At 65.0% G+C, this 17454-nt stretch carries 20 protein-coding genes and 1 riboswitch; of the genes, 11 read left to right on the plus strand and 9 right to left on the minus strand.

Going from position 1 to position 17454, the window contains the following annotated elements:
* Nucleotides 1-90 precede the first annotated feature (90 nt).
* Nucleotides 91-1479: an MFS transporter gene (locus tag K8U54_RS13880; RefSeq protein ID WP_249906370.1), complete on the plus strand. Its 1389-nt coding sequence runs from the start codon at nucleotides 91-93 to the stop codon at nucleotides 1477-1479.
* 15 nt (nucleotides 1480-1494) lie between these two features.
* Entirely contained in the window at nucleotides 1495-1995 is a 501-nt protein-coding gene (locus K8U54_RS13885) for a single-stranded DNA-binding protein (RefSeq protein ID WP_073267867.1), read from the plus strand.
* A 60-nt stretch (nucleotides 1996-2055) separates the two neighbouring features.
* Here K8U54_RS13885 and K8U54_RS13890 read toward each other — a convergent pair whose 3' ends face one another.
* Entirely contained in the window at nucleotides 2056-2403 is a 348-nt protein-coding gene (locus K8U54_RS13890; RefSeq protein ID WP_249906371.1) for a VanZ family protein, read from the minus strand.
* A gap of 241 nt (nucleotides 2404-2644) precedes the next feature.
* Here K8U54_RS13890 and K8U54_RS13895 point away from each other — a divergent pair, with 241 nt between their 5' ends.
* Together K8U54_RS13895 and K8U54_RS13900 are read left to right on the plus strand one after the other, a co-directional pair.
* Nucleotides 2645-3529 carry a sugar nucleotide-binding protein gene (locus K8U54_RS13895; protein WP_249906372.1) on the plus strand — a complete coding sequence of 295 codons (885 nt, stop codon included), beginning with the start codon at nucleotides 2645-2647 and terminating at the stop codon, nucleotides 3527-3529.
* Nucleotides 3522-4451 carry an NAD-dependent epimerase/dehydratase family protein gene (locus tag K8U54_RS13900; protein ID WP_249906373.1) on the plus strand — a complete coding sequence of 310 codons (930 nt, stop codon included), beginning with the start codon at nucleotides 3522-3524 and terminating at the stop codon, nucleotides 4449-4451. The genes K8U54_RS13895 and K8U54_RS13900 overlap by 8 nt, the downstream gene beginning before the upstream one ends.
* Before the next feature lie 187 nt (nucleotides 4452-4638).
* On the opposite strand, the gene K8U54_RS13905 is transcribed toward K8U54_RS13900, so the two are convergent.
* The 5 genes from K8U54_RS13905 to K8U54_RS13925 all read right to left on the minus strand — a co-directional run bounded on the left by K8U54_RS13905 (nucleotide 4639) and on the right by K8U54_RS13925 (nucleotide 8993).
* On the minus strand, nucleotides 4639-5331 hold the full coding sequence (locus tag K8U54_RS13905; protein ID WP_249906374.1) for an OmpW/AlkL family protein: 693 nt from the start codon (nucleotides 5329-5331) through the stop codon (nucleotides 4639-4641).
* Between the two features lie 386 nt (nucleotides 5332-5717).
* On the minus strand, nucleotides 5718-6239 hold the full coding sequence (locus K8U54_RS13910) for a DUF3299 domain-containing protein (RefSeq protein ID WP_249906375.1): 522 nt from the start codon (nucleotides 6237-6239) through the stop codon (nucleotides 5718-5720).
* Between the two features lie 57 nt (nucleotides 6240-6296).
* Nucleotides 6297-7559 carry an ABC transporter permease gene (locus tag K8U54_RS13915; protein WP_249906376.1) on the minus strand — a complete coding sequence of 421 codons (1263 nt, stop codon included), beginning with the start codon at nucleotides 7557-7559 and terminating at the stop codon, nucleotides 6297-6299.
* A gap of 1 nt (nucleotide 7560) precedes the next feature.
* Nucleotides 7561-8268 (minus strand): ABC transporter ATP-binding protein, encoded by a 708-nt coding sequence (locus K8U54_RS13920; RefSeq protein WP_249906377.1) that lies wholly within the window; start codon nucleotides 8266-8268, stop codon nucleotides 7561-7563.
* Nucleotides 8269-8396: 128 nt separating this feature from the next.
* Nucleotides 8397-8993 carry a DUF2796 domain-containing protein gene (locus tag K8U54_RS13925; RefSeq protein ID WP_249906378.1) on the minus strand — a complete coding sequence of 199 codons (597 nt, stop codon included), beginning with the start codon at nucleotides 8991-8993 and terminating at the stop codon, nucleotides 8397-8399.
* Between the two features lie 129 nt (nucleotides 8994-9122).
* Here K8U54_RS13925 and K8U54_RS13930 point away from each other — a divergent pair, with 129 nt between their 5' ends.
* Together K8U54_RS13930 and K8U54_RS13935 are read left to right on the plus strand one after the other, a co-directional pair.
* Nucleotides 9123-9476: a hypothetical protein gene (locus K8U54_RS13930; RefSeq protein WP_249906379.1), complete on the plus strand. Its 354-nt coding sequence runs from the start codon at nucleotides 9123-9125 to the stop codon at nucleotides 9474-9476.
* Between the two features lie 108 nt (nucleotides 9477-9584).
* Nucleotides 9585-10745 carry an IS30 family transposase gene (locus K8U54_RS13935; protein WP_249906380.1) on the plus strand — a complete coding sequence of 387 codons (1161 nt, stop codon included), beginning with the start codon at nucleotides 9585-9587 and terminating at the stop codon, nucleotides 10743-10745.
* 180 nt (nucleotides 10746-10925) lie between these two features.
* Here the strand turns inward: K8U54_RS13935 and trxA are convergent, their stop codons facing one another.
* The 3 genes from trxA to K8U54_RS13950 form a co-directional block, all read right to left on the minus strand.
* On the minus strand, nucleotides 10926-11798 hold the full coding sequence (gene trxA / locus K8U54_RS13940) for a thioredoxin (RefSeq protein WP_249906381.1): 873 nt from the start codon (nucleotides 11796-11798) through the stop codon (nucleotides 10926-10928).
* 74 nt (nucleotides 11799-11872) lie between these two features.
* Nucleotides 11873-12535, minus strand: coding sequence for a class I SAM-dependent methyltransferase (locus K8U54_RS13945; protein WP_249906382.1), 663 nt, complete (start codon nucleotides 12533-12535; stop codon nucleotides 11873-11875).
* Nucleotides 12532-12972 (minus strand): YbaY family lipoprotein, encoded by a 441-nt coding sequence (locus K8U54_RS13950; RefSeq protein ID WP_249906383.1) that lies wholly within the window; start codon nucleotides 12970-12972, stop codon nucleotides 12532-12534. Before K8U54_RS13950 ends, K8U54_RS13945 begins: the two co-directional genes overlap by 4 nt.
* A 147-nt stretch (nucleotides 12973-13119) precedes the next feature.
* Here K8U54_RS13950 and nrdR point away from each other — a divergent pair, with 147 nt between their 5' ends.
* The 5 genes from nrdR (at nucleotide 13120) to ribBA (ending at nucleotide 17379) form a co-directional block, all read left to right on the plus strand.
* The gene (nrdR, locus tag K8U54_RS13955; protein ID WP_070887146.1) at nucleotides 13120-13584 is read left to right on the plus strand and encodes a transcriptional regulator NrdR; all 465 of its coding nucleotides are present in this window, start codon (nucleotides 13120-13122) and stop codon (nucleotides 13582-13584) included.
* 1 nt (nucleotide 13585) lies between these two features.
* Complete coding sequence (gene ribD, locus K8U54_RS13960) at nucleotides 13586-14704, plus strand: bifunctional diaminohydroxyphosphoribosylaminopyrimidine deaminase/5-amino-6-(5-phosphoribosylamino)uracil reductase RibD (RefSeq protein WP_249906384.1); 1119 nt, start codon at nucleotides 13586-13588, stop codon at nucleotides 14702-14704.
* Nucleotides 14705-14888: 184 nt separating this feature from the next.
* A riboswitch (FMN riboswitch) is annotated at nucleotides 14889-15045 on the plus strand.
* Nucleotides 15046-15137: 92 nt separating this feature from the next.
* Nucleotides 15138-15599, plus strand: coding sequence for a 6,7-dimethyl-8-ribityllumazine synthase (locus K8U54_RS13965; protein WP_249906385.1), 462 nt, complete (start codon nucleotides 15138-15140; stop codon nucleotides 15597-15599).
* A gap of 12 nt (nucleotides 15600-15611) precedes the next feature.
* Nucleotides 15612-16274, plus strand: coding sequence for a riboflavin synthase (locus K8U54_RS13970; RefSeq protein WP_249906386.1), 663 nt, complete (start codon nucleotides 15612-15614; stop codon nucleotides 16272-16274).
* Nucleotides 16275-16287: 13 nt separating this feature from the next.
* Entirely contained in the window at nucleotides 16288-17379 is a 1092-nt protein-coding gene (ribBA, locus tag K8U54_RS13975; protein WP_249906387.1) for a bifunctional 3,4-dihydroxy-2-butanone-4-phosphate synthase/GTP cyclohydrolase II, read from the plus strand.
* Nucleotides 17380-17454: the final 75 nt, after the last annotated feature.

The raw sequence follows: 17454 nt of genomic DNA on the forward strand, positions 1-17454 counted from the left end.
GCGGCGACAGTCGTGCGGCAAAGCGCCGCTGCTGTGCCAGTAGGGTTTCGACTGGTAGAATCGCCGGCTTGTTTCAACAGGTTATCGACGATGGGCGATTCGCACAGCGAACGCATGAGTAGCGCGGAAACCCGTGCAGCCGGTGGGCTGGCGTTGGTGTTCGCATTCCGCATGCTGGGCATGTTCATGGTGTTGCCGGTATTGGCTACCTATGGGCAGGAGCTCGCCGGTTCAACCCCGGCCCTGATCGGACTGGCGATCGGCGCCTACGGCCTGACCCAGGCCTTCCTGCAGATTCCCTTCGGGGTGATCTCCGACCGTATCGGTCGGCGACCGGTGATCTACTTCGGTCTGGTGATCTTCGCCGCAGGCAGTCTGCTGGCCGCCAATGCCGATTCCATCTGGGGGGTGATCGCCGGGCGTGTGCTGCAGGGGGCCGGGGCGATCTCGGCGGCGGTAATGGCGCTGCTGTCCGACCTGACCCGCGAACAGCACCGCACCAAGGCCATGGCCATGATCGGCATGAGCATCGGCCTGTCGTTCGCCGTGGCCATGGTGGTCGGCCCGCTGCTGACCCGCGCCTTCGGCCTGTCCGGGCTGTTCCTGGCCACCGGCGCCATGGCGCTGCTGGGCATCGTCATCGTCGTCGGGCTGGTGCCGTCGAGTGCCGGGCCGCTGCAGCACCGCGAGTCGGGCGTCGCCAGGCAGGCGCTGTGGCCAACCCTGAAACACCCGGACCTGCTGCGCCTGGACTTCGCCATCTTCGCCCTGCATGCGATCCTCATGGCCAGCTTCATTGCCCTGCCGCTGGCCCTGGTGGAGCAGGGCGGCCTGCCCAGGGAACAGCACTGGTGGGTGTACCTGACCGCGCTGCTCGGCGGCTTCTTCCTGATGGTGCCGTTCATCATCTACGGCGAGAAGAAGCGTCAGATGCGCCGCGTGCTGATCGGCTCGATCGTCGTGCTGCTCGGCTGCGAGCTGTTCTTCTGGGCGTTCGGCCATGGCCTGCGCAACCTGGTGCTGGGCATCGTGGTGTTCTTCACCGCCTTCAACCTGCTCGAAGCCTCGCTGCCCTCGCTGATCAGCAAGGTGGCGCCGGCCGGTGGCAAGGGCACGGCCATGGGCGTGTACTCGACCAGCCAGTTCCTCGGCTCGGCCCTGGGCGGCATCCTCGGTGGCTGGCTGTATCAGCACTACGGGCTGACCGGCGTGTTTGCCGGCTGTGCACTGTTGACGGTTCTCTGGCTGGCCTTTGCTGTTACTATGCGTGAACCGCCGTATGTGACCAGCCTGCGGTTGCCGCTCTCCAGTGCGGCGTTGCAGGAAGCAGGTCTGGCCGAGCGAATTCAGGCAGCGCCGGGAGTGGCGGATGCCGTTGTGGTGGTCGAAGAGGCCGCCCTCTATGTGAAAGTGGATACCCAACAATTGGATCGCACGTCGCTGCAGCGCTTGATCGAAGCGGCGCCGGTGACGTGCTGAAAGTAGGAGAGCGTTATGGCCCGTGGGGTTAACAAAGTCATTCTGGTCGGTACCTGCGGACAGGATCCGGAAACGCGCTATCTGCCCAGCGGCAATGCCGTGACCAACCTGAGCCTAGCTACCAGCGAGCAGTGGACGGACAAGCAGACCGGTCAGCGCGTCGAGAAAACCGAGTGGCACCGTGTGTCGTTGTTCGGCAAGGTCGCCGAGATCGCCGGTGAGTACCTGCGCAAGGGCTCCCAGGTCTACATCGAGGGCAAACTGCAGACCCGCGAGTGGGAAAAGGACGGTGTGAAGCGTTACACCACCGAAATCATCGTCGACATGCAGGGCACCATGCAGCTGCTCGGCGGCCGTCCTGACGGCGCCGGTGGTGGTGATTCCGCCCCGCGTCAGTCGCGCCCGGCACCGCAGCGCGAACCGCAGCAGCAGGCGCCGCGCCAGTCCGCGCCACAGCAGCAGAAGCCGCAGCCGGCCCAGGACTACGACAGCTTCGACGACGACATCCCGTTCTGATCGTCAGCTGACGGTAAAAGGCCCCGCACTGCGGGGCCTTTTCGTTTCCGTCGGCGGGGCTCAGGCCGGGCTGAACCAGCGCTTGCGCAACAGCCCCTGGCAGGTCCACAGCAGCAGGGCGATGCTGATGCCGCAGAGGTTGGCCAGCACGTCCAGCGGGCTGAACTCGCGCACCGGCTGGAGCAGGTGCTGCAGCCATTCCAGCAGGGGCGCCTGAATGTACAGCAGCGGCCACAGCAGCCAGCCTGGCGCGCTGGGAAAGGCGATACGGGTGATCAGCGACAGGCCGCCGAAGGCGACCAGATGCAGGAACTTGTCCGACCCGTCGAACAGGTCGGGTGGTGGCTCGGGGCGAAACAGCCCGTAGGCGAGTACCCCGCAGCAGGCCAGGAACAGCAGTTTTCTCACGTTTTCTTCCTTCGTTTCTGATCGGCTCGGCATTCAGACCGGCATCGCGCCGCAGGGTTGCCCGCTGCATCCCTGGGCCGGACCAGGCACGGCAAGATGAAGCCCGCAGGTGACGGCGCGGGGTAAAAACAGCAAAATGCAGGCCATGGGGCTGAACCGTTCGGGCTCTGCCAAGAGTCGGTCGCCCAGGCAACCATGCCGGGCCTGACTCAAATCTGATTGTGGAGCTTGTAGTTTCGTTATGCGCATGCGCCTGTTGTTGCTGGGTGGTGGCAGTACGCTGGGTCGGGCGTTGATTCGTCTGGGGGCCGAAGAAGACATCGGTTTCCTCGCCCCGCGCCCGCCGGCCCAGGGTTGGGATGCCGCCAGCCTGACTCAGTTGGTCGACGATACCCGCCCTGATGCGGTGATCAACCTCGCTTACTATTTCGACTGGTTTCAGGCCTCCAAGGTCAGCGAAGAGCGTTTCGCTGCCCAGGAGCGTGCGGTCGAGCGCCTGGCCGAGCTCTGCCAGCATCACGACATTCGCCTGCTGCAGCCATCCAGCTACCGGGTGTTCGACGGCGCCCGCGCCACCGCCTACAGCGAGAAGGACGAAACCCAGCCGCTGAGCATGCGTGGCCAGGTGCTGGTACGCATGGAGCAGAGCGTGCGCGCGCTGTGCCCGCGTCACGTGCTGCTGCGTTTCGGCTGGATCCTCGATGACAGCCCCGACGGCCTGCTGGCGCGCTTCCTGGTGCGCGCCGAGCGTGACAAGGCGCTGTTCCTGGCCGACGACCGACGCGGCAATCCAACGCCGGTGGAAGATGCCGCGCGGGTGATCCTTGCCGTGCTCAAGCAGCTCGACTGCGCCGCACCGCTGTGGGGCACCTACCACTACGGTGGCCACGAGGCGACCACGGCGCTGGCCCTGGGCCAGGCGATGCTCAGCGAGGCCCGGCACCTGCGCCAGAACCTGCTGGAGGAAATCTGCGGCCAGGCCCATGCCGCCAGGGGCGACGCCTCGGAAGAGCCGCAGCACGGCGTCCTGGCGTGCAAGAAGATCCTTCACACCTTCGGCGTCAAGCCGCGCGCCTGGCGTGCCGGCCTGCCGAGCCTGCTGGAGCACTATTACCGCCATGTCTGATCAACCTGTTCTCGTCACCGGCGGTGCCGGCTTCATCGGCTCCAACCTGGTCGACGCCCTGCTGGCGCGCGGGCACCGTGTGCGCGTGCTGGACAACCTGTCCATGGGCAAACTGAGCAACCTGCCGCTGGACCATGAGCGCCTGAGTTTTATCGAAGGCGACGTGGCCGATGCCGCCCTGGTCAGCCGTGCGGTGGCCGGTTGCGGCGCCGTGGTGCACCTGGCGGCCGTGGCCTCGGTGCAGGCCTCGGTGGACGACCCGGTCAGCACCCACCAGAGCAATTTCATCGGCACCCTGAACATCTGCGAAGCCATGCGCGAGCACGGCGTGCGGCGCGTGGTGTTCGCGTCCAGCGCCGCGGTGTACGGCAACAATGGCGAAGGCGTGGCCATCGACGAAGACACCGCCAAGGCGCCGTTGACGCCCTACGCGTCGGACAAGCTGGCCAGCGAGCACTACTTGGAGTTCTACGCGCGGCAACACGGGCTGGAGCCGGCGATCTTCCGCTTCTTCAACGTGTTCGGCCCGCGCCAGGATCCGTCGTCACCCTACTCGGGAGTGATCAGCATCTTCACCCAGCGCGCCCAGCAGGGTCTGCCGATCAGCGTGTTCGGTGACGGCGAGCAGACTCGCGACTTCTTCTACGTCGCCGATCTGGTGGAGCTGTTGCTGCAGGCGCTGGACGCCAGGCGGCCGCCCAGCGGGGCGGTGAACGTGGGCTGGAACCAGGCGGTGAGCCTCAAGCAGTTGCTGACGCAGATCGGCGAGCTGCTCGGCGGGCTGCCGGCCGTGACCCATCTCGAGGCGCGGGCAGGGGATATCCGCCATTCCCGTGCCGACAATGGCCGTCTGGCCAGCGAGTACCGGCTGCCGGCGCAGACGTCGCTGCGTGATGGGCTGGCGGCGTTGCTCAAAAGTTGAGCCGTTGAGTGCAGGACAGCAAAAAGCCGGCATTGCCGGCTTTTTGCGTTTGGATGGGCTGCTGTGTGGATTCCTGTGGGAGCGGGCGGGGACGCCTAGTCCATGCCCGCGATTTCGCGCGCATGGCGCGCTCCCACAAAAGTGCATCGATCACTGCGCCGCCCTTCACCTGGTCCCAAACCAGGATTCAGAACTTGTAACCCAGGCCAACCATGTACACGAACGGGTCCACATCCACATCGACCTTGGCGCGTACGCCCAGGGCGGTATTGTCCACGTAGGCGGTGGTGTCGATGTCGATATAGCGGGCCTGGGCGTTGATCATCAGGTTGTCGGTGAGCATGTAGTCGGCACCGATCTGCCAGGCCAGGCCCCAGGAGTTCTTGGCGCGGAAATTGTCGAAGCCGGCTGCCGAGGCGCCGCTGCCCACGTGTTCGTCGTAGATCCAGGTGTAGTTGATGCCGCCGCCGACATAGGGCTGGAAGGCCGACCTGGCGTCCAGCGGGTAGTACACCAGGCTCAGGGTCGGTGGCAGGTGCTTGAGGGTGCCGAGCTTGCCGTTGGCGGCGTCCAGCACGGTGCCCTTGATCTTCACGTCATGCTCGAACGGCGTGGCGGCGAGCAGCTCGATGCCCAGATGGTCGGTCAGCATGTAGGCGAAGTTCAGGCCCAGCTGGGTGTCGCTGCTCATGGTCGCCTTGCCGCCCAGGTCCGCGCCCGCCAGGCCGCCGCGGTCGACCTTGACCGAGGAGCTGTCCGCTTCCGGGTTGACGGTGATGGCGCCGGCGCGCACGAGAATGTCTCCGGCCTGGTGCGCCTGGGCAATGGGGGCAGCCAGCGCCAGGGCGATCAGCGAGGCAGAGAACAGCGACTTGTACATGGTGAGCTCCTAACGGGTCATTCGAATCATCTCGGATGGCGTCAGGGTAGGGCGCTGAGCGGAGCGCCCGTTGACTCAGCTCAATAGCTGGCTGAGCAACGGTGCGACAGTTTGCCGCGATGCAGGGTCTGTTGATGCTTCAGCGCGAACCGCGTTGCTGCGAGAAATCTCGCCAGGCTAGGCGGAGGACGCAGGGAATGGTGTTCCCTTCTCAAGTTCTCCAACGACGCATGGCGAGATTTCCCGCGCAACCCTTAGGGCCGGGCCCGTTTTAGCGCGATGCTGCGTTTCTCGGTGACTCATTTGGCCAGCCAAACTTCGCACCTCGTGCCTTGCCTCGCGCTAAAACGAGCTCCGGCGCGCTCGTGCTGAAGCGTCAACAGACCCTAATTGGCCGGCAGTTCGTAAGGGTAGATCTTGTCGGCCGCCAACTGGTAGCCGACTTCCGCCAATTCGCTGCTGCTGTGCTCGACCTTGAGCGGGCCTTCGATCCAGAACGGCTGGTACAGCGCATCGAGCAGCACGCCCAGTTCGGTGGTGACATGGATGATCTGGTTGGAGGGCGGTGGTGGCACGTGGATGCAGGCGCCGAAGTAGGGCACCAGCAGGAATTCGGTCACGCGGCCTTCTTCGGTGACGTCCAGTGGCACGATATAGCCGGGGATCTTTACCTGCTGGCCGTCCATCTCCTTGACCACCGGTGCCGAGGGGAACTGCTGCAGAGAGGCCGCGCCGCCCTCGGACAGCGCATCGCCGAGCTGCGACATGTCGTGCATCGGCGTCATCTGCGGCACCTGGGGTGGCGCATCCTTGGGAATCAGTTCCTGCCAGTTCAGGGTTCGCAGGTCGGCGGCCCAGAGCGGCGAGACGAGGGTGAGGAGCAGAGCGGTAAGCAGGACGCGACGCATGACACTACCTTTGAATTGGAAAACGAAGCCGGGCTGATCAGGCCCGGCTTCGCGCAGTCACAGCCGGATGGAGAGCCCATCCGCTAACGACTGCCGATACGCGCGCCAGGCCGGCACGCTGCCCATCAGCAGGGCGGCTGCCAGAATAGCGCCGAGCAGCGTCCACTCATAGGGCGTCGGTGCGCTGAGGGGGAGATACAGGCCGTAATTGGCCTGCACGTAGCCCTGGGCACCGGCAATGCCGGCATACAGCAGTGCGGTGCCCGCCACCACCCCGGCGGCGGCCAGCGAGAAGGCCTCGAGAACCAGCAGGCTGGCGACATGCCAGGGCCGTGCGCCGACCGAACGGAGGATGGCCATCTCCCGGCGCCGCTCGTTGAGGCTGGTGAGAATCGCCGTGAGCATGCCGATCAGCCCGGTCAGCACCACGAACAGCGAGACCACGAACAGCGCCTTTTCCGCGGTGCCCATCAGGCTCCACAGCTCCTGCAGGGCGACGCCGGGAAGAATCGCCAGCAACGGCTCGCCGCGGTATTCGTTGACCTCGCGCTGCACGGCGAAGGTGGCGATCTTGCTCTTCAGGCCGAGCATCGCCGCGGTGATCGCCTTGGGTTGCAGGTCCATGTGTCGCGCCTGCTCGGCGCTGACCTTGCCGGCACCGCGGGCCGGCACGCCGTTCTGCCAGTCGACGTGCAGCGCCTCCATGCCTTCCAGGGAGATGTGCAGGGTGCGGTCTACCGGCGTGCCGGTGCGCGCCAGGATACCGCTGACCACGAAAGGCTTGTCGTCGTGCTGCTGCAGGCTGATGGTCGCGACGCCGTGGGACAGCACGATTTTGTCGCCGAGCTTGTAGTTCAGCGCCTCGGCCACCTCGGCGCCGAGCACCACGTCGAACAGGTCGTGGAAGCGCTCGCCCTGGGCCAGTTGCAGCGATTGCCCGCGACCGTAATGGTAGTGGTCGAAGTAGTCTTCGTTGGTGCCCATCACCCGGTAGCCGCGGTGCGAGTCGCCCAGGGAAATGGGGATCGCCCAGTCGACCTGGCGGTGGGTGGCGAGCTTCTCGAAGCTGTCCCAGCGGATGTTGTTGGTGGCGTTACCGATGCGGAACACCGAGTAGAGCAGCAGGTTGACGCTGCCGGAGCGGGCGCCGACGATCAGGTCGGTACCGCTGATGGTGTTGGCGAAGCTGGCGCGGGCTTCGGTGCGCACCCGCTCCACGGCGAGCAGCAGGCACACCGACAGGGCGATGGCGAATACCGTGAGCAGGGCGGTGAAGCGGCGGTTGGCCAGGCTGGCCAGGGCGAGTCGTAACAGGAACACCTCAGACCTCCTGGGGCTTGCTGGCGCGGTTGAGTTCAGCCAGCGACAGGCTGCGGTCGAACAGTGCGGCCAGGCTCTGGTCGTGGCTGACGAACAACAGGCTGGCGCCGACATCGCGGCATTCGCCGAACAGCAGCTCGAGAAACGCCTGGCGGGCATCGGCGTCCAGCGCCGAGGTCGGTTCGTCGGCGATCACCAGCTCCGGCTGGCCGATCAGCGCGCGGGCCGCGGCAACCCGTTGCTGCTGGCCGATGGACAGCGAATCGGCGCGGCGTTCGAGCAGCTCCGGGCGCAGGCCCAGGTGTTCCAGCAGCTTGCCGGCGGCCCCATCGACGCTGCCATAACGCTGCGCCGCGCGTTCGGCGCGCAGGCGGGAAAAGCGGCAGGGCAGCTCGACGTTGTCGCGCACGCTCAAGAATGGCAGCAGATTGAACTGCTGGAAGATGTAGCCGGTGTGATCGACGCGAAAGCGATCGCGGCGCGCCGCCGAGAGCGTGGCGAGGTCTTCGCCGAGCAGGCGAATGGTGCCACGCCCGGGTTTCTGCACGCCGCCGAGCAGGCCGAGCAGGGTGGTCTTGCCGCTGCCGCTGGGGCCCTTGAGAAACAGGGTTTCGCCGCGTTGCAGGTGAAAATGGGGGATGTCCAGAAGCTCGTCCTGGCCGGGCCAGGCGAAGCCGAGGTCGGTGAGTTCGATCAGTGCTGTGGTCATGGGAACTGCTGGCGCTGGAGGAAAAAGAAGCAAGTGTGCCAGTCATGGCCACCAAATGCTGAGCCAGAGGGTGTTGCCGAACGTGTGCAGCAGCGGATGCCTCCGGGTGGAGGCCTCCGCCCTGTCGATCAGAGGGTCAGGCGTGGCTTGGCCGGGGTCGATTCGACACCCTGCTGGCCGCTCGGGCCGATCAGTTGCACGTTGATCTTCTGGGTGGCCGGGAACTGCTTGTAGAAGGCCGACAGGTCGAGGGCTTTCAGCTCGCCCGGTTGTTTGCAAGTGAAGCTGTAGTCGGCATCGATATCGCTGTGCTCGTGGTGATGGTCGTCGCCATCGGCATGCTCACCGTGGCCGTGGTCGTGGTCGTGGTCATGATCATGATCGGCTTCTGCATGGCCGAACAGCGGGCTGCGTACTTCATTTTCGTTCAGGCTGCAGCCAGCAGCGGCGGGCAGGCTGAACAGCGCCAGGGGCTTTTCCAGCAGGGCGCGGGCGGCGGCGACGGTCTTCTTGTCGGCATCGCTGGTGGCGGCATGCTCGAAGCCGACGATGTTCATCGCCGGGCTTTGCAGCTCGATTTCCAGGGTGCTGCCTTCCAGCGCCACGTTCAGCGTGGCGACGCCGTGTTCGTGTTTGCCAAGGCTGCCGTGTTCATGGTCATCGTGGGCCTGGGCGGCGGCCAGGGGCAGCAGGGCGAAGGGCAGGGCAAGCAGCAGGTGGCGCATGGTGGGCTCCGGTAGGGTATGGGTGGAATTAATTGATACGTTATAACAAATTTTTGGCCCTTGGTAGAGCCGGCTTGGTTTGCCCGCGCGGCCGTGGGAGCATGGCGTATCGAACGAGTGGAGGTGGGCATGGTGCGTATTCGCGGGCGAATCGGCGATTGGCCGGTGGACCTGACGGTGGAACTGGATCCGCAGGATTGGGCGCAACTGGCGGCGGCCGTGCCGGCCGCTGCGGCGCAGAGCCCGGCGGTGGCCGCGTCGGTGCCGGCGCAGGCCGATCAGGATGGCCAGTGGCAGACGGTGCTGGAGCTGTTGCGCCTTGCCGGACGCATCGAAGGGCCGCAGCTGATGGCGCAACTGGCGGCGCTGGCCGGCGGTGAAGTGGCGGGCAAGCGCCTGCTGGTGCGCCTGCGCCACTGCGAGCAGGTGCGCATGGAAGCCGGCGCAGATGCGCCGGTTTATTGCTGGGTGGGAGAGGCGTAGTTCAGCTGCCTGGGTAATCTGAGCATGTGTACGGGCAACTACAAGGGGCGGATTCAATTGGTCAACGCAACACCATAATTCCTGTGTAAGCAGGTAGGAGTGTTGCAGATGAAGCAAAGACCTCGAATCTATTACACCGAAAGCCAGAAAGCGCTGATGTGGGCGCACTGGAGAAGAGGAGACTCTCTCCAGCAGATCGCCCAGCTCTTTGATCGCAACCACTCCTCGATACAGCGCATTTTGGCGCAGACAGGAGGGATACGACCGCCGATACGTAAACGCTCAAGGCTCGCGCTTACGATGGCAGAGCGTGAGGAAATATCGAGATCTCTCGTTGCAGGGCATTCGATTCGCCTGATTGCTCTACAACTTGGCAGAGCGCCCTCGACAGTTAGTCGGGAGATAAGCCGCAACGGCGGGTTGCATCACTATCGAGCCAGCTATGCAGATCAAGCTGCATGGGATCGAGCCTGCCGCCCTAAGGTCTGCAAACTTGTCCAAGCTCCGCAGTTAGCGCAACTTGTGGCTCAGCGGTTGCAGATGCAGTGGTCACCAGAACAAATAGCTGGTTGGCTACAGCGTACTTACCCAAATGAGCCGAGCTATCACGTGTCCCACGAGACGATCTATCGCAGCCTTTTCATACAGGCACGTGGCGCCTTGAAAAAAGAGCTGCTTGAGCATTTACGGCGCACTCGAGCCATGCGTCGCTCACGCCATCACACCCAAAAAACAGATAACCACGGGCAAATTCTTGATACGGTCTCTATCAGTAAGAGGCCCGCTGAAGTAGCTGACCGTGCTGTACCTGGTCATTGGGAAGGTGACCTACTGTGTGGCAGTAAGAACAGCCAGATCGCCACGCTTGTCGAGCGTCACAGCCGCTATCTGATGTTGGTGAAAGTAGCCGGCAAAGATACGGCTACGGTAATCGATGCGCTTATAGAAAATGCTCAAAAGCTACCTCAAGAGCTTTATCGATCTCTGACCTGGGATCGGGGCAAAGAGATGGCTGCGCACAAGCGATTTACCTTGGCAACGAACATCCAAGTCTACTTCTGCGACCCCAAGTCCCCATGGCAACGTGGCTCAAACGAAAATACGAATGGGCTGTTGAGGCAGTACTTTCCCAAAGGCATGAATCTATCTGAGTACTCTCAAGACAAGCTCGATGAGGTAGCAAGACTATTAAATGAGCGACCACGTAAAACACTCGACTTTGCGACTCCTGCCGAGTGCTTTAATCAGTACGTTGCGTCGACCGGTTGAATCCGCCGGCGAAAGCAGACATTGTTGTTTTACCCGTGGGAACGGGCGGGGACGCCTAGTCCATGCCCGGGATTTTTCGCGGGCATGGCCCGCTCCCACAGATACTGCGCCGATGCCCGCTACCGCCGTGTTGCAGTCAAAATAGATAAAGCCCGGCATGAAGATCGTGAACAGGTTTTCTTAGTACAGTGCCTGGTACACCCGGCGGCGGTAGGTGGTGACCAGCGGGTTGTCGTTGCCGAGCAGGTCGAATACCTGCAGCAGGGTCTTGTGCGGCAGGCCGTCGGCGTAATTGCGGTTGCGCACGAACAGCTTCAGCAAGCCATCCAGGGCCGGCTCGTACTGTTGGCGGGCGAGCTGCTGGATGGCCAGTTGGTAGGCGGCTTCGTCATCCTCGCCATTCTGGGCCAGGCGGCTCTTCAGGGTGGCGGCGTCCGGCAGGTCGGCGGCCTGGCGCAGGAAGGTGATCTGCGCACGGGCGCCAGCGAGGGCCTGCTTGTGTTCATCGCCCTTCACCGCGCCGAGCACCTGCTCGGCTTCGCTCAGATCGCCCCGTTCGGCCACACAGCGGGCGTAGAGAATCAGCGCCGCGGCGTTTTCGTTGTTTTCCGTCAGCAGTTCTTTGAGCGCGGCCTCGGCCTCACCGATGCGGCCCTCGGCAAAGGCCGTCTGGGCGACTTCCAGCAGGTCGGCCTGGGGGGCTTGCGGCTCGGCGACGTGAGGTTGCAGCAGGGCACGAATCGCCGACTCCGGCTGGGCGCCCTGGAAGCCATCGACCGGCTGGCCGTTCTTGAACAGCACCACGGTCGGCAGACTGCGAATGCCGAAGCGGGCGACGATGTCCTGCTCGATGTCGCAATTGACCTTGGCCAGCAGCAGCTCGCCCTGGTAGCCCTCGGTGATCTGCGCCAGCACCGGCATCAGCGCCTTGCAGGGTGCGCACCACTCGGCCCAGAAGTCGACGAGCACCGGTTTGTCGAACGAGTTCTCGATCACCAGCTGTTCAAACTGGGCGGCGCCATTGATATCGAAGATGTAGGGGGTGTCGCTCATGGTCGGTCTCTGTCCGGGCGAAAGGTGGGTGTGACTCTATAGGTGTGACTATAAGTGTGGGCGTTGCCGCAAGGCTACAAGTGCACCGCGGCAGCGTGATACAGGCTGACGTGGCGGAAGGTTTCCGGCTCGGCCAGGTCGGGCCAGGTGCAGCCCTGCAAGCCGGCGATGCGCCGGTAGCGCGGGTGGTCGAAGTCGCGCACCCGGGAGTCGGCCACCAGCACCTCGCTGGCATGTTCGAGCACCCGGTCGAGCAGCGGCAGGTTGCTGCGGTCGTAGAGCACGTCGGCGACGATGGCCAGGTCGTAATCGTGGCGCTCGGCGTAGAGATCGCTGGAGTAAGCGAGCTGCACGCCGTTGAGCTCGGCGTTGGCCCGGCAGGCGGCCAGGGCCAGCGGGTCCAGGTCGCAGGCCACCACCTGGGCGGCGCCTGCACGGGCTGCGGCGATGGCGGCCACGCCCGAGCCGGCGCCCAGGTCCAGCACCCGTTTGCCGCGCACCCATTCGGGGTGGCGCGCCAGCCAGTCCACCAGCACCAGGCCGCTGGCCCAGCAGAAGCACCAGTAGGGTGGCTCCTCGAGAATGCGCCGGGTTTCCTCCGGGCTGAAGCAGCGGTCCATGTTCGCCGGGTCGATCAGCCACAGGCGCAGGTCGGTATCCGGCAGAGTGGTAGCGCTCAGTCGTGCATCGCCGAGCAGATCGCCCAGGGCGGCCTGTAGATCCGGCGGTGGCGTCACAGCGCCGGGGTCACGCGGACTTCGCCGAGGGCCTGGCTTTGCGGTTCACGAATCAGCTGATTGGGCATGTGCAGCACCAGTTTGCCGGACTGATGCACGCGGCCACGCAGTTCCACGCGAATGCCCTGGTCGAAGTTCTCCGGGTTGAATTGCAGGCGAAACGGCAGCGGCGCGCCGGTGCCGCGCAGCTGGATGTTGCCGAGCAGCTTGTGCGGCAGGCCGCGCTCGTTGATGGTCAGCAATGCCAGTTCCACTTCGGCCCCCGCTGGCACATCGAGCAGGGTACCGGTCAGTTCGCGCAGGTGAGCCGGGGTTGGCGCCGGCTGCTCGGCTTTGACCGCAGGTGCCGGCGCGCTAACCGCCGGCGGTGGTGTTTCCCCGGCACAGGCAGCGAGCAGGGAGGCAAGGCAGAGCAGGGCGAGCGGGCGCAATGGCATCGGATGATCCTGGCAAACGGGTAATGCCTGGATTCTCGCCATAGCGGGCGGTGAATGCAAAGGAAAGCGCCCAAGCCCGGGTGCTTGGCGCCGGGCGGTGCTGATGCGCTACCATGCGGGCTTTCTCGCCTGCGATCGTTTCCAGCCATGCATTGCCCGTTCTGCTCCGCCAACGACACCAAAGTCATCGATTCGCGTCTGGTCGCCGAGGGTGATCAGGTGCGCCGTCGCCGCGAATGCCTGGCCTGCGGCGAGCGCTTCACCACCTTCGAAACCGCCGAGCTGGTGATGCCGCGGCTGATCAAGCAGGACGGCAGCCGTCAGCCCTTCGACGAGGACAAGCTGCGGGCCGGCATGCAGCGGGCGCTGGAAAAACGCCCGGTGAGCATCGAGCGGCTGGAGGCGGCCATCGCCCATATCAAGCATCGGCTGCGCGCCACCGGTGAGCGCGAGGTCAAGTCGCTGGTACTCGGCGAATTGGTGATGACCGAGCTGCAGAAACTCGACGAAGTGGCCTATATCCGCTTCGCCTCGGTGTACCGCCGCTTCCAGGATCTCAACGAATTCCGCGAGGAAATCGACCGTCTTTCCCGCGAGCCGAACCAGGATTGAGATGAGCAGCAGCGATCACGCATTCATGGCGCGCGCCCTCGAGCTGGCGCGCAAGGGGCTGTATTCCACCCATCCCAACCCGCGAGTCGGCTGCGTGATCGTGCGCGACGGCAAGATCGTCGGCGAAGGCTGGCACGCCAAGGCCGGGGAGCCCCATGCCGAAGTGCACGCGCTGCGCCAGGCCGGCGACAAGGCGCGCGGCGCCACCGCCTACGTGACGCTGGAGCCGTGCAGCCACCATGGTCGTACACCGCCGTGCGCCGATGCGCTGGTGGCCGCTGGTGTCACGCGGGTGGTGGCGGCCATGCAGGACCCCAATCCCCAGGTGGCCGGCCGCGGCCTGCTGCGCCTGATGAATGCCGGCATCGCCGTGCAGGGCGGCGTGCTGGAAGCCGAGGCGCGGACGCTCAACGCCGGTTTTATCAAGCGCATGGAAAGCGGCCTGCCGCTGGTGCGCGTCAAACTGGCGATGAGCCTGGATGGGCGCACCGCCATGGCCAGTGGCGAAAGCCAGTGGATCACCGGGCCGGCGGCGCGTGCCGCGGTGCAGCGTCTGCGCGCGCGTTCCAGCGTGGTGCTCAGCGGCGCCGATACGCTGCTGGCCGACGCTGCGCGCCTGACCGTGCGCCCGGACGAACTTGGCCTGGGCGCCGAGCTGACCGCCTTGGCCCAGGCCCGGCCGCCGCTGCGCGTGCTGGTCGATGGGCGCCTGCGGGTGCCGCTCAGCGCGCCGTTCTTCCAGGCCGGACCGGCGCTGGTGGCCACCTGCGCGGCGGCCACTTCGCGCTGCCGTTACCAGGATGACGGCCACGAGCTGCTGGCCGTGCCTGGCAGCAATGGTCATGTCGACCTGCGCAAGCTGCTGCTCGAGCTGGCTGGGCGTGGCGCCAACGAGGTGCTGGTCGAGGCCGGGCCGAAGCTAGCCGGCGCCTTCGCTCGTTTGGGATTGGTCGACGAGTACCAGCTGTTCGTCGCGCCCAAGTTTCTCGGCTCCAGTGCCCGACCCCTGTTGGATCTGCCCCTGGCGAAGATGGCCGAAGCGCCGGCGCTGAAGATCGTCGACATGCGAGCCGTGGGCGACGACTGGCGGATCATTGCCGTGCCTGATCGTTCGAGCTGAAGCTGTTCACGCTCTTTCTGGGCATGTGTAGGGGCAGCTACAAGGCAATAGCAGCCGTTTGCCGATCCACTGTGGAGTTACATAGATAAAGCCCGGCATAACGATGTGAACAGCCGCTCAGGCAGGGCCGCCGTGCGCTGGCGCGGCAAGTATGGTAAAACGCTGTCGGCTGCGACAAGCAGCCACACGTTCTCAGGGCGGGGTGTAATTCCCCACCGGCGGTAATGCTGCGCAACGCAGCTAGCCCGCGAGCGCCCGGTACGGCACCAGCCGCCCGGGGTCGAGCAGATCCGGTGTGATTCCGGAGCCGACGGTATAGTCCGGATGAAGAGAGAGCGGGATTGCCTGACGAGGCGGCCCTCCGGCTGCTGCATGTCCGTACCATCCCTATCGATCCAAGCTGCCCTGTTTTAACCATAAACAGGAGTCGAACATGTCCACTTCCAACAGCGTGCGCCGGGTTGCCTTCGTGCAGGCCTGCTGGCACCGCGAAATCGTCGACCAGTCGCGTCACGCCTTTATCGAAGAAATGCAGCGCCAGGGCTACGCCGCCAGCGAAATCGATTGCTTCGAAGTCGGCGGCGCCTTCGAAATTCCCCTGCACGCCAAGCGCCTGGCCAGGAGTGGCCGCTACGCCGGCATCGTCGCCGCCGGCCTGGTGGTCGATGGCGGTATCTACCGCCACGAGTTCGTCGCCCAGGCGGTGATCGAAGGCCTGATGCAGGTGCAGCTGGACACCGACGTGGCGGTGTTTTCGGCGGTGCTGACGCCCCATCATTTCCATGCCGGTGAAGAACACCAGACGTTCTTCCGCGAGCATTTTCTGGTCAAGGGCGCCGAAGCAGCGCGCACTTGTGCCGACACGCTGCGCAAGCTCACCGAGCTGCCGGTCTGAGGAGGAGCCTCTATGTTCACCGGAATCATCGCCTCCATCGGCAGCATCGCCGCCATCACGCCCAAGGGCGGCGACGTGCGCGTCTACGTGAAGACCGCCAAGCTCGACCTCAGTGATGTGGTGCTGGGCGACAGCATCGCGGTCAACGGCGTGTGCCTGACCGCCGTCGAACTGCCGGGTGACGGCTTCTGGGCCGACGTCAGCCGCGAGACCCTGGCGCGTACCGCCTTCATCGACCTGAAGAGCGGCAGCCGGGTCAACCTGGAAAAGGCCCTGACGCCGACCACGCGCCTGGGTGGCCACCTGGTCAGCGGGCATGTCGACGGTGTCGGCGAGATCGTCTCCCGTGAGGAGAACGCCCGCGCCATCCAGTTCAAGGTGCGCGCGCCGCGGGAGCTGGCCAAGTACATCGCCCACAAGGGTTCGATCACCGTGGATGGCACCAGCCTGACGGTGAATGCCGTGGACGGCGCCGAGTTCGAGCTGACCATCGTGCCGCACACCCTGGCCGAAACCATCATGGCCGACTACCGCGTCGGCCGTCGGGTCAACCTCGAGGTCGATCTGCTGGCCCGTTACCTGGAGCGCCTGCTGCTCGGTGACAAGGCCGCCGAGCCGAGTGGGTCGGGGCTGACCGAAGGATTTCTCGCCGAACACGGCTACCTGAAGCATTAAGGACACCGCCACCATGGCACTCAACAGTATCGAAGAGCTGGTCGAAGACATCCGCGCCGGCAAGATGGTCATCCTCATGGATGACGAAGACCGCGAGAACGAGGGCGACCTGATCATCGCCTCCGAATGCGTGACCGCCGAGCACATCAATTTCATGGCGCGCTTCGCCCGCGGCCTGATCTGCATGCCGATGACCCGCGAGCGTTGCGAAACCCTCAAGCTGCCGCTGATGGCGCCGCGCAACGGCTCCGGCTTCGGCACCAAGTTCACCGTGTCCATCGAGGCCGCCGAGGGCGTGACCACCGGCATCTCCGCCGCCGACCGCGCCCGTACCGTGCAGGCCGCGGCGGCCAAGCACGCGGTGGCCGAAGACATCGTCAGCCCCGGCCACATCTTTCCGCTGATGGCCCAGCCCGGCGGCGTGCTGGCCCGCGCTGGCCATACCGAAGCGGCCTGCGACCTGGCGCGCATGGGCGGCTATGAGCCGAGCGGGGTGATCTGCGAGATCATGAACGACGACGGCACCATGGCCCGTCGCCCGGAGCTGGAAGCGTTCGCGGCCCAGCACGGCATCAAGATCGGCACCATCGCCGACCTCATCCACTACCGCATGCTCCACGAGCGCACCGTGCAGCGCATCGCCGAGCAGCCGCTGGACAGTGAAGTCGGCCATTTCAACCTGGTGACCTACCGTGATTCGGTGGAAGGCGACGTGCACATGGCGGTGACTCTGGGCACCATCTGCGCCGAGGAGCCGACCCTGGTGCGGGTGCACAACATGGACCCGATGCGTGACCTGCTGATGGTCCGCCAACCGGGGCGCTGGAGCCTGCGTGCGGCGATGACCGAGGTCGCCGAAGCCGGCAGCGGCGTGGTGCTCTTGCTCGGCCATTCGCTGGGCGGCGACGAAGTGCTGGCGCATATCCGCGAAGCGGACGGCAGCACCACTGCCAAGACACCGAGCACCTACAGCACCGTCGGCGCCGGCTCGCAGATCCTGCGCGACCTGGGCGTGCGCAAGATGCGCCTGATGAGCGCGCCGATGAAGTTCAACGCGATATCCGGTTTCGACCTGGAAGTTGTAGAATACCTGCCCCCGAAATAAAGGGGCGACCGCGATGGGCCGATTACGGCCCATCGCCCATATTTTTCGGGGCCTGCCGCGGCGGGCCCTGGCTCT

It is taken from the genome of Pseudomonas fulva (assembly GCF_023517795.1).
GTDB classification, from domain to species: domain Bacteria; phylum Pseudomonadota; class Gammaproteobacteria; order Pseudomonadales; family Pseudomonadaceae; genus Aquipseudomonas; species Aquipseudomonas fulva_D.

Bases quoted from the DNA above. Each gene is read 5' to 3' on its own strand.
- K8U54_RS13880 (WP_249906370.1), top strand. From the start codon at position 91: ATGGGCGATTCGCACAGCGAACGCATGAGTAGCGCGGAAACCCGTGCA.
- K8U54_RS13885 (WP_073267867.1), top strand. From the start codon at position 1,495: ATGGCCCGTGGGGTTAACAAAGTCATTCTGGTCGGTACCTGCGGACAG.
- K8U54_RS13965 (WP_249906385.1), top strand. From the start codon at position 15,138: ATGTCCACTTCCAACAGCGTGCGCCGGGTTGCCTTCGTGCAGGCCTGC.
- K8U54_RS13910 (WP_249906375.1), bottom strand. From the start codon at position 6,239: ATGCGTCGCGTCCTGCTTACCGCTCTGCTCCTCACCCTCGTCTCGCCG.
- ribBA (WP_249906387.1), top strand. From the start codon at position 16,288: ATGGCACTCAACAGTATCGAAGAGCTGGTCGAAGACATCCGCGCCGGC.
- K8U54_RS13935 (WP_249906380.1), top strand. From the start codon at position 9,585: ATGAAGCAAAGACCTCGAATCTATTACACCGAAAGCCAGAAAGCGCTG.
- K8U54_RS13950 (WP_249906383.1), bottom strand. From the start codon at position 12,972: ATGCCATTGCGCCCGCTCGCCCTGCTCTGCCTTGCCTCCCTGCTCGCT.
- ribD (WP_249906384.1), top strand. From the start codon at position 13,586: ATGAGCAGCAGCGATCACGCATTCATGGCGCGCGCCCTCGAGCTGGCG.
- K8U54_RS13970 (WP_249906386.1), top strand. From the start codon at position 15,612: ATGTTCACCGGAATCATCGCCTCCATCGGCAGCATCGCCGCCATCACG.
- K8U54_RS13920 (WP_249906377.1), bottom strand. From the start codon at position 8,268: ATGACCACAGCACTGATCGAACTCACCGACCTCGGCTTCGCCTGGCCC.
- K8U54_RS13930 (WP_249906379.1), top strand. From the start codon at position 9,123: ATGGTGCGTATTCGCGGGCGAATCGGCGATTGGCCGGTGGACCTGACG.
- K8U54_RS13900 (WP_249906373.1), top strand. From the start codon at position 3,522: ATGTCTGATCAACCTGTTCTCGTCACCGGCGGTGCCGGCTTCATCGGC.
- K8U54_RS13905 (WP_249906374.1), bottom strand. From the start codon at position 5,331: ATGTACAAGTCGCTGTTCTCTGCCTCGCTGATCGCCCTGGCGCTGGCT.
- K8U54_RS13895 (WP_249906372.1), top strand. From the start codon at position 2,645: ATGCGCATGCGCCTGTTGTTGCTGGGTGGTGGCAGTACGCTGGGTCGG.
- trxA (WP_249906381.1), bottom strand. From the start codon at position 11,798: ATGAGCGACACCCCCTACATCTTCGATATCAATGGCGCCGCCCAGTTT.
- nrdR (WP_070887146.1), top strand. From the start codon at position 13,120: ATGCATTGCCCGTTCTGCTCCGCCAACGACACCAAAGTCATCGATTCG.
- K8U54_RS13925 (WP_249906378.1), bottom strand. From the start codon at position 8,993: ATGCGCCACCTGCTGCTTGCCCTGCCCTTCGCCCTGCTGCCCCTGGCC.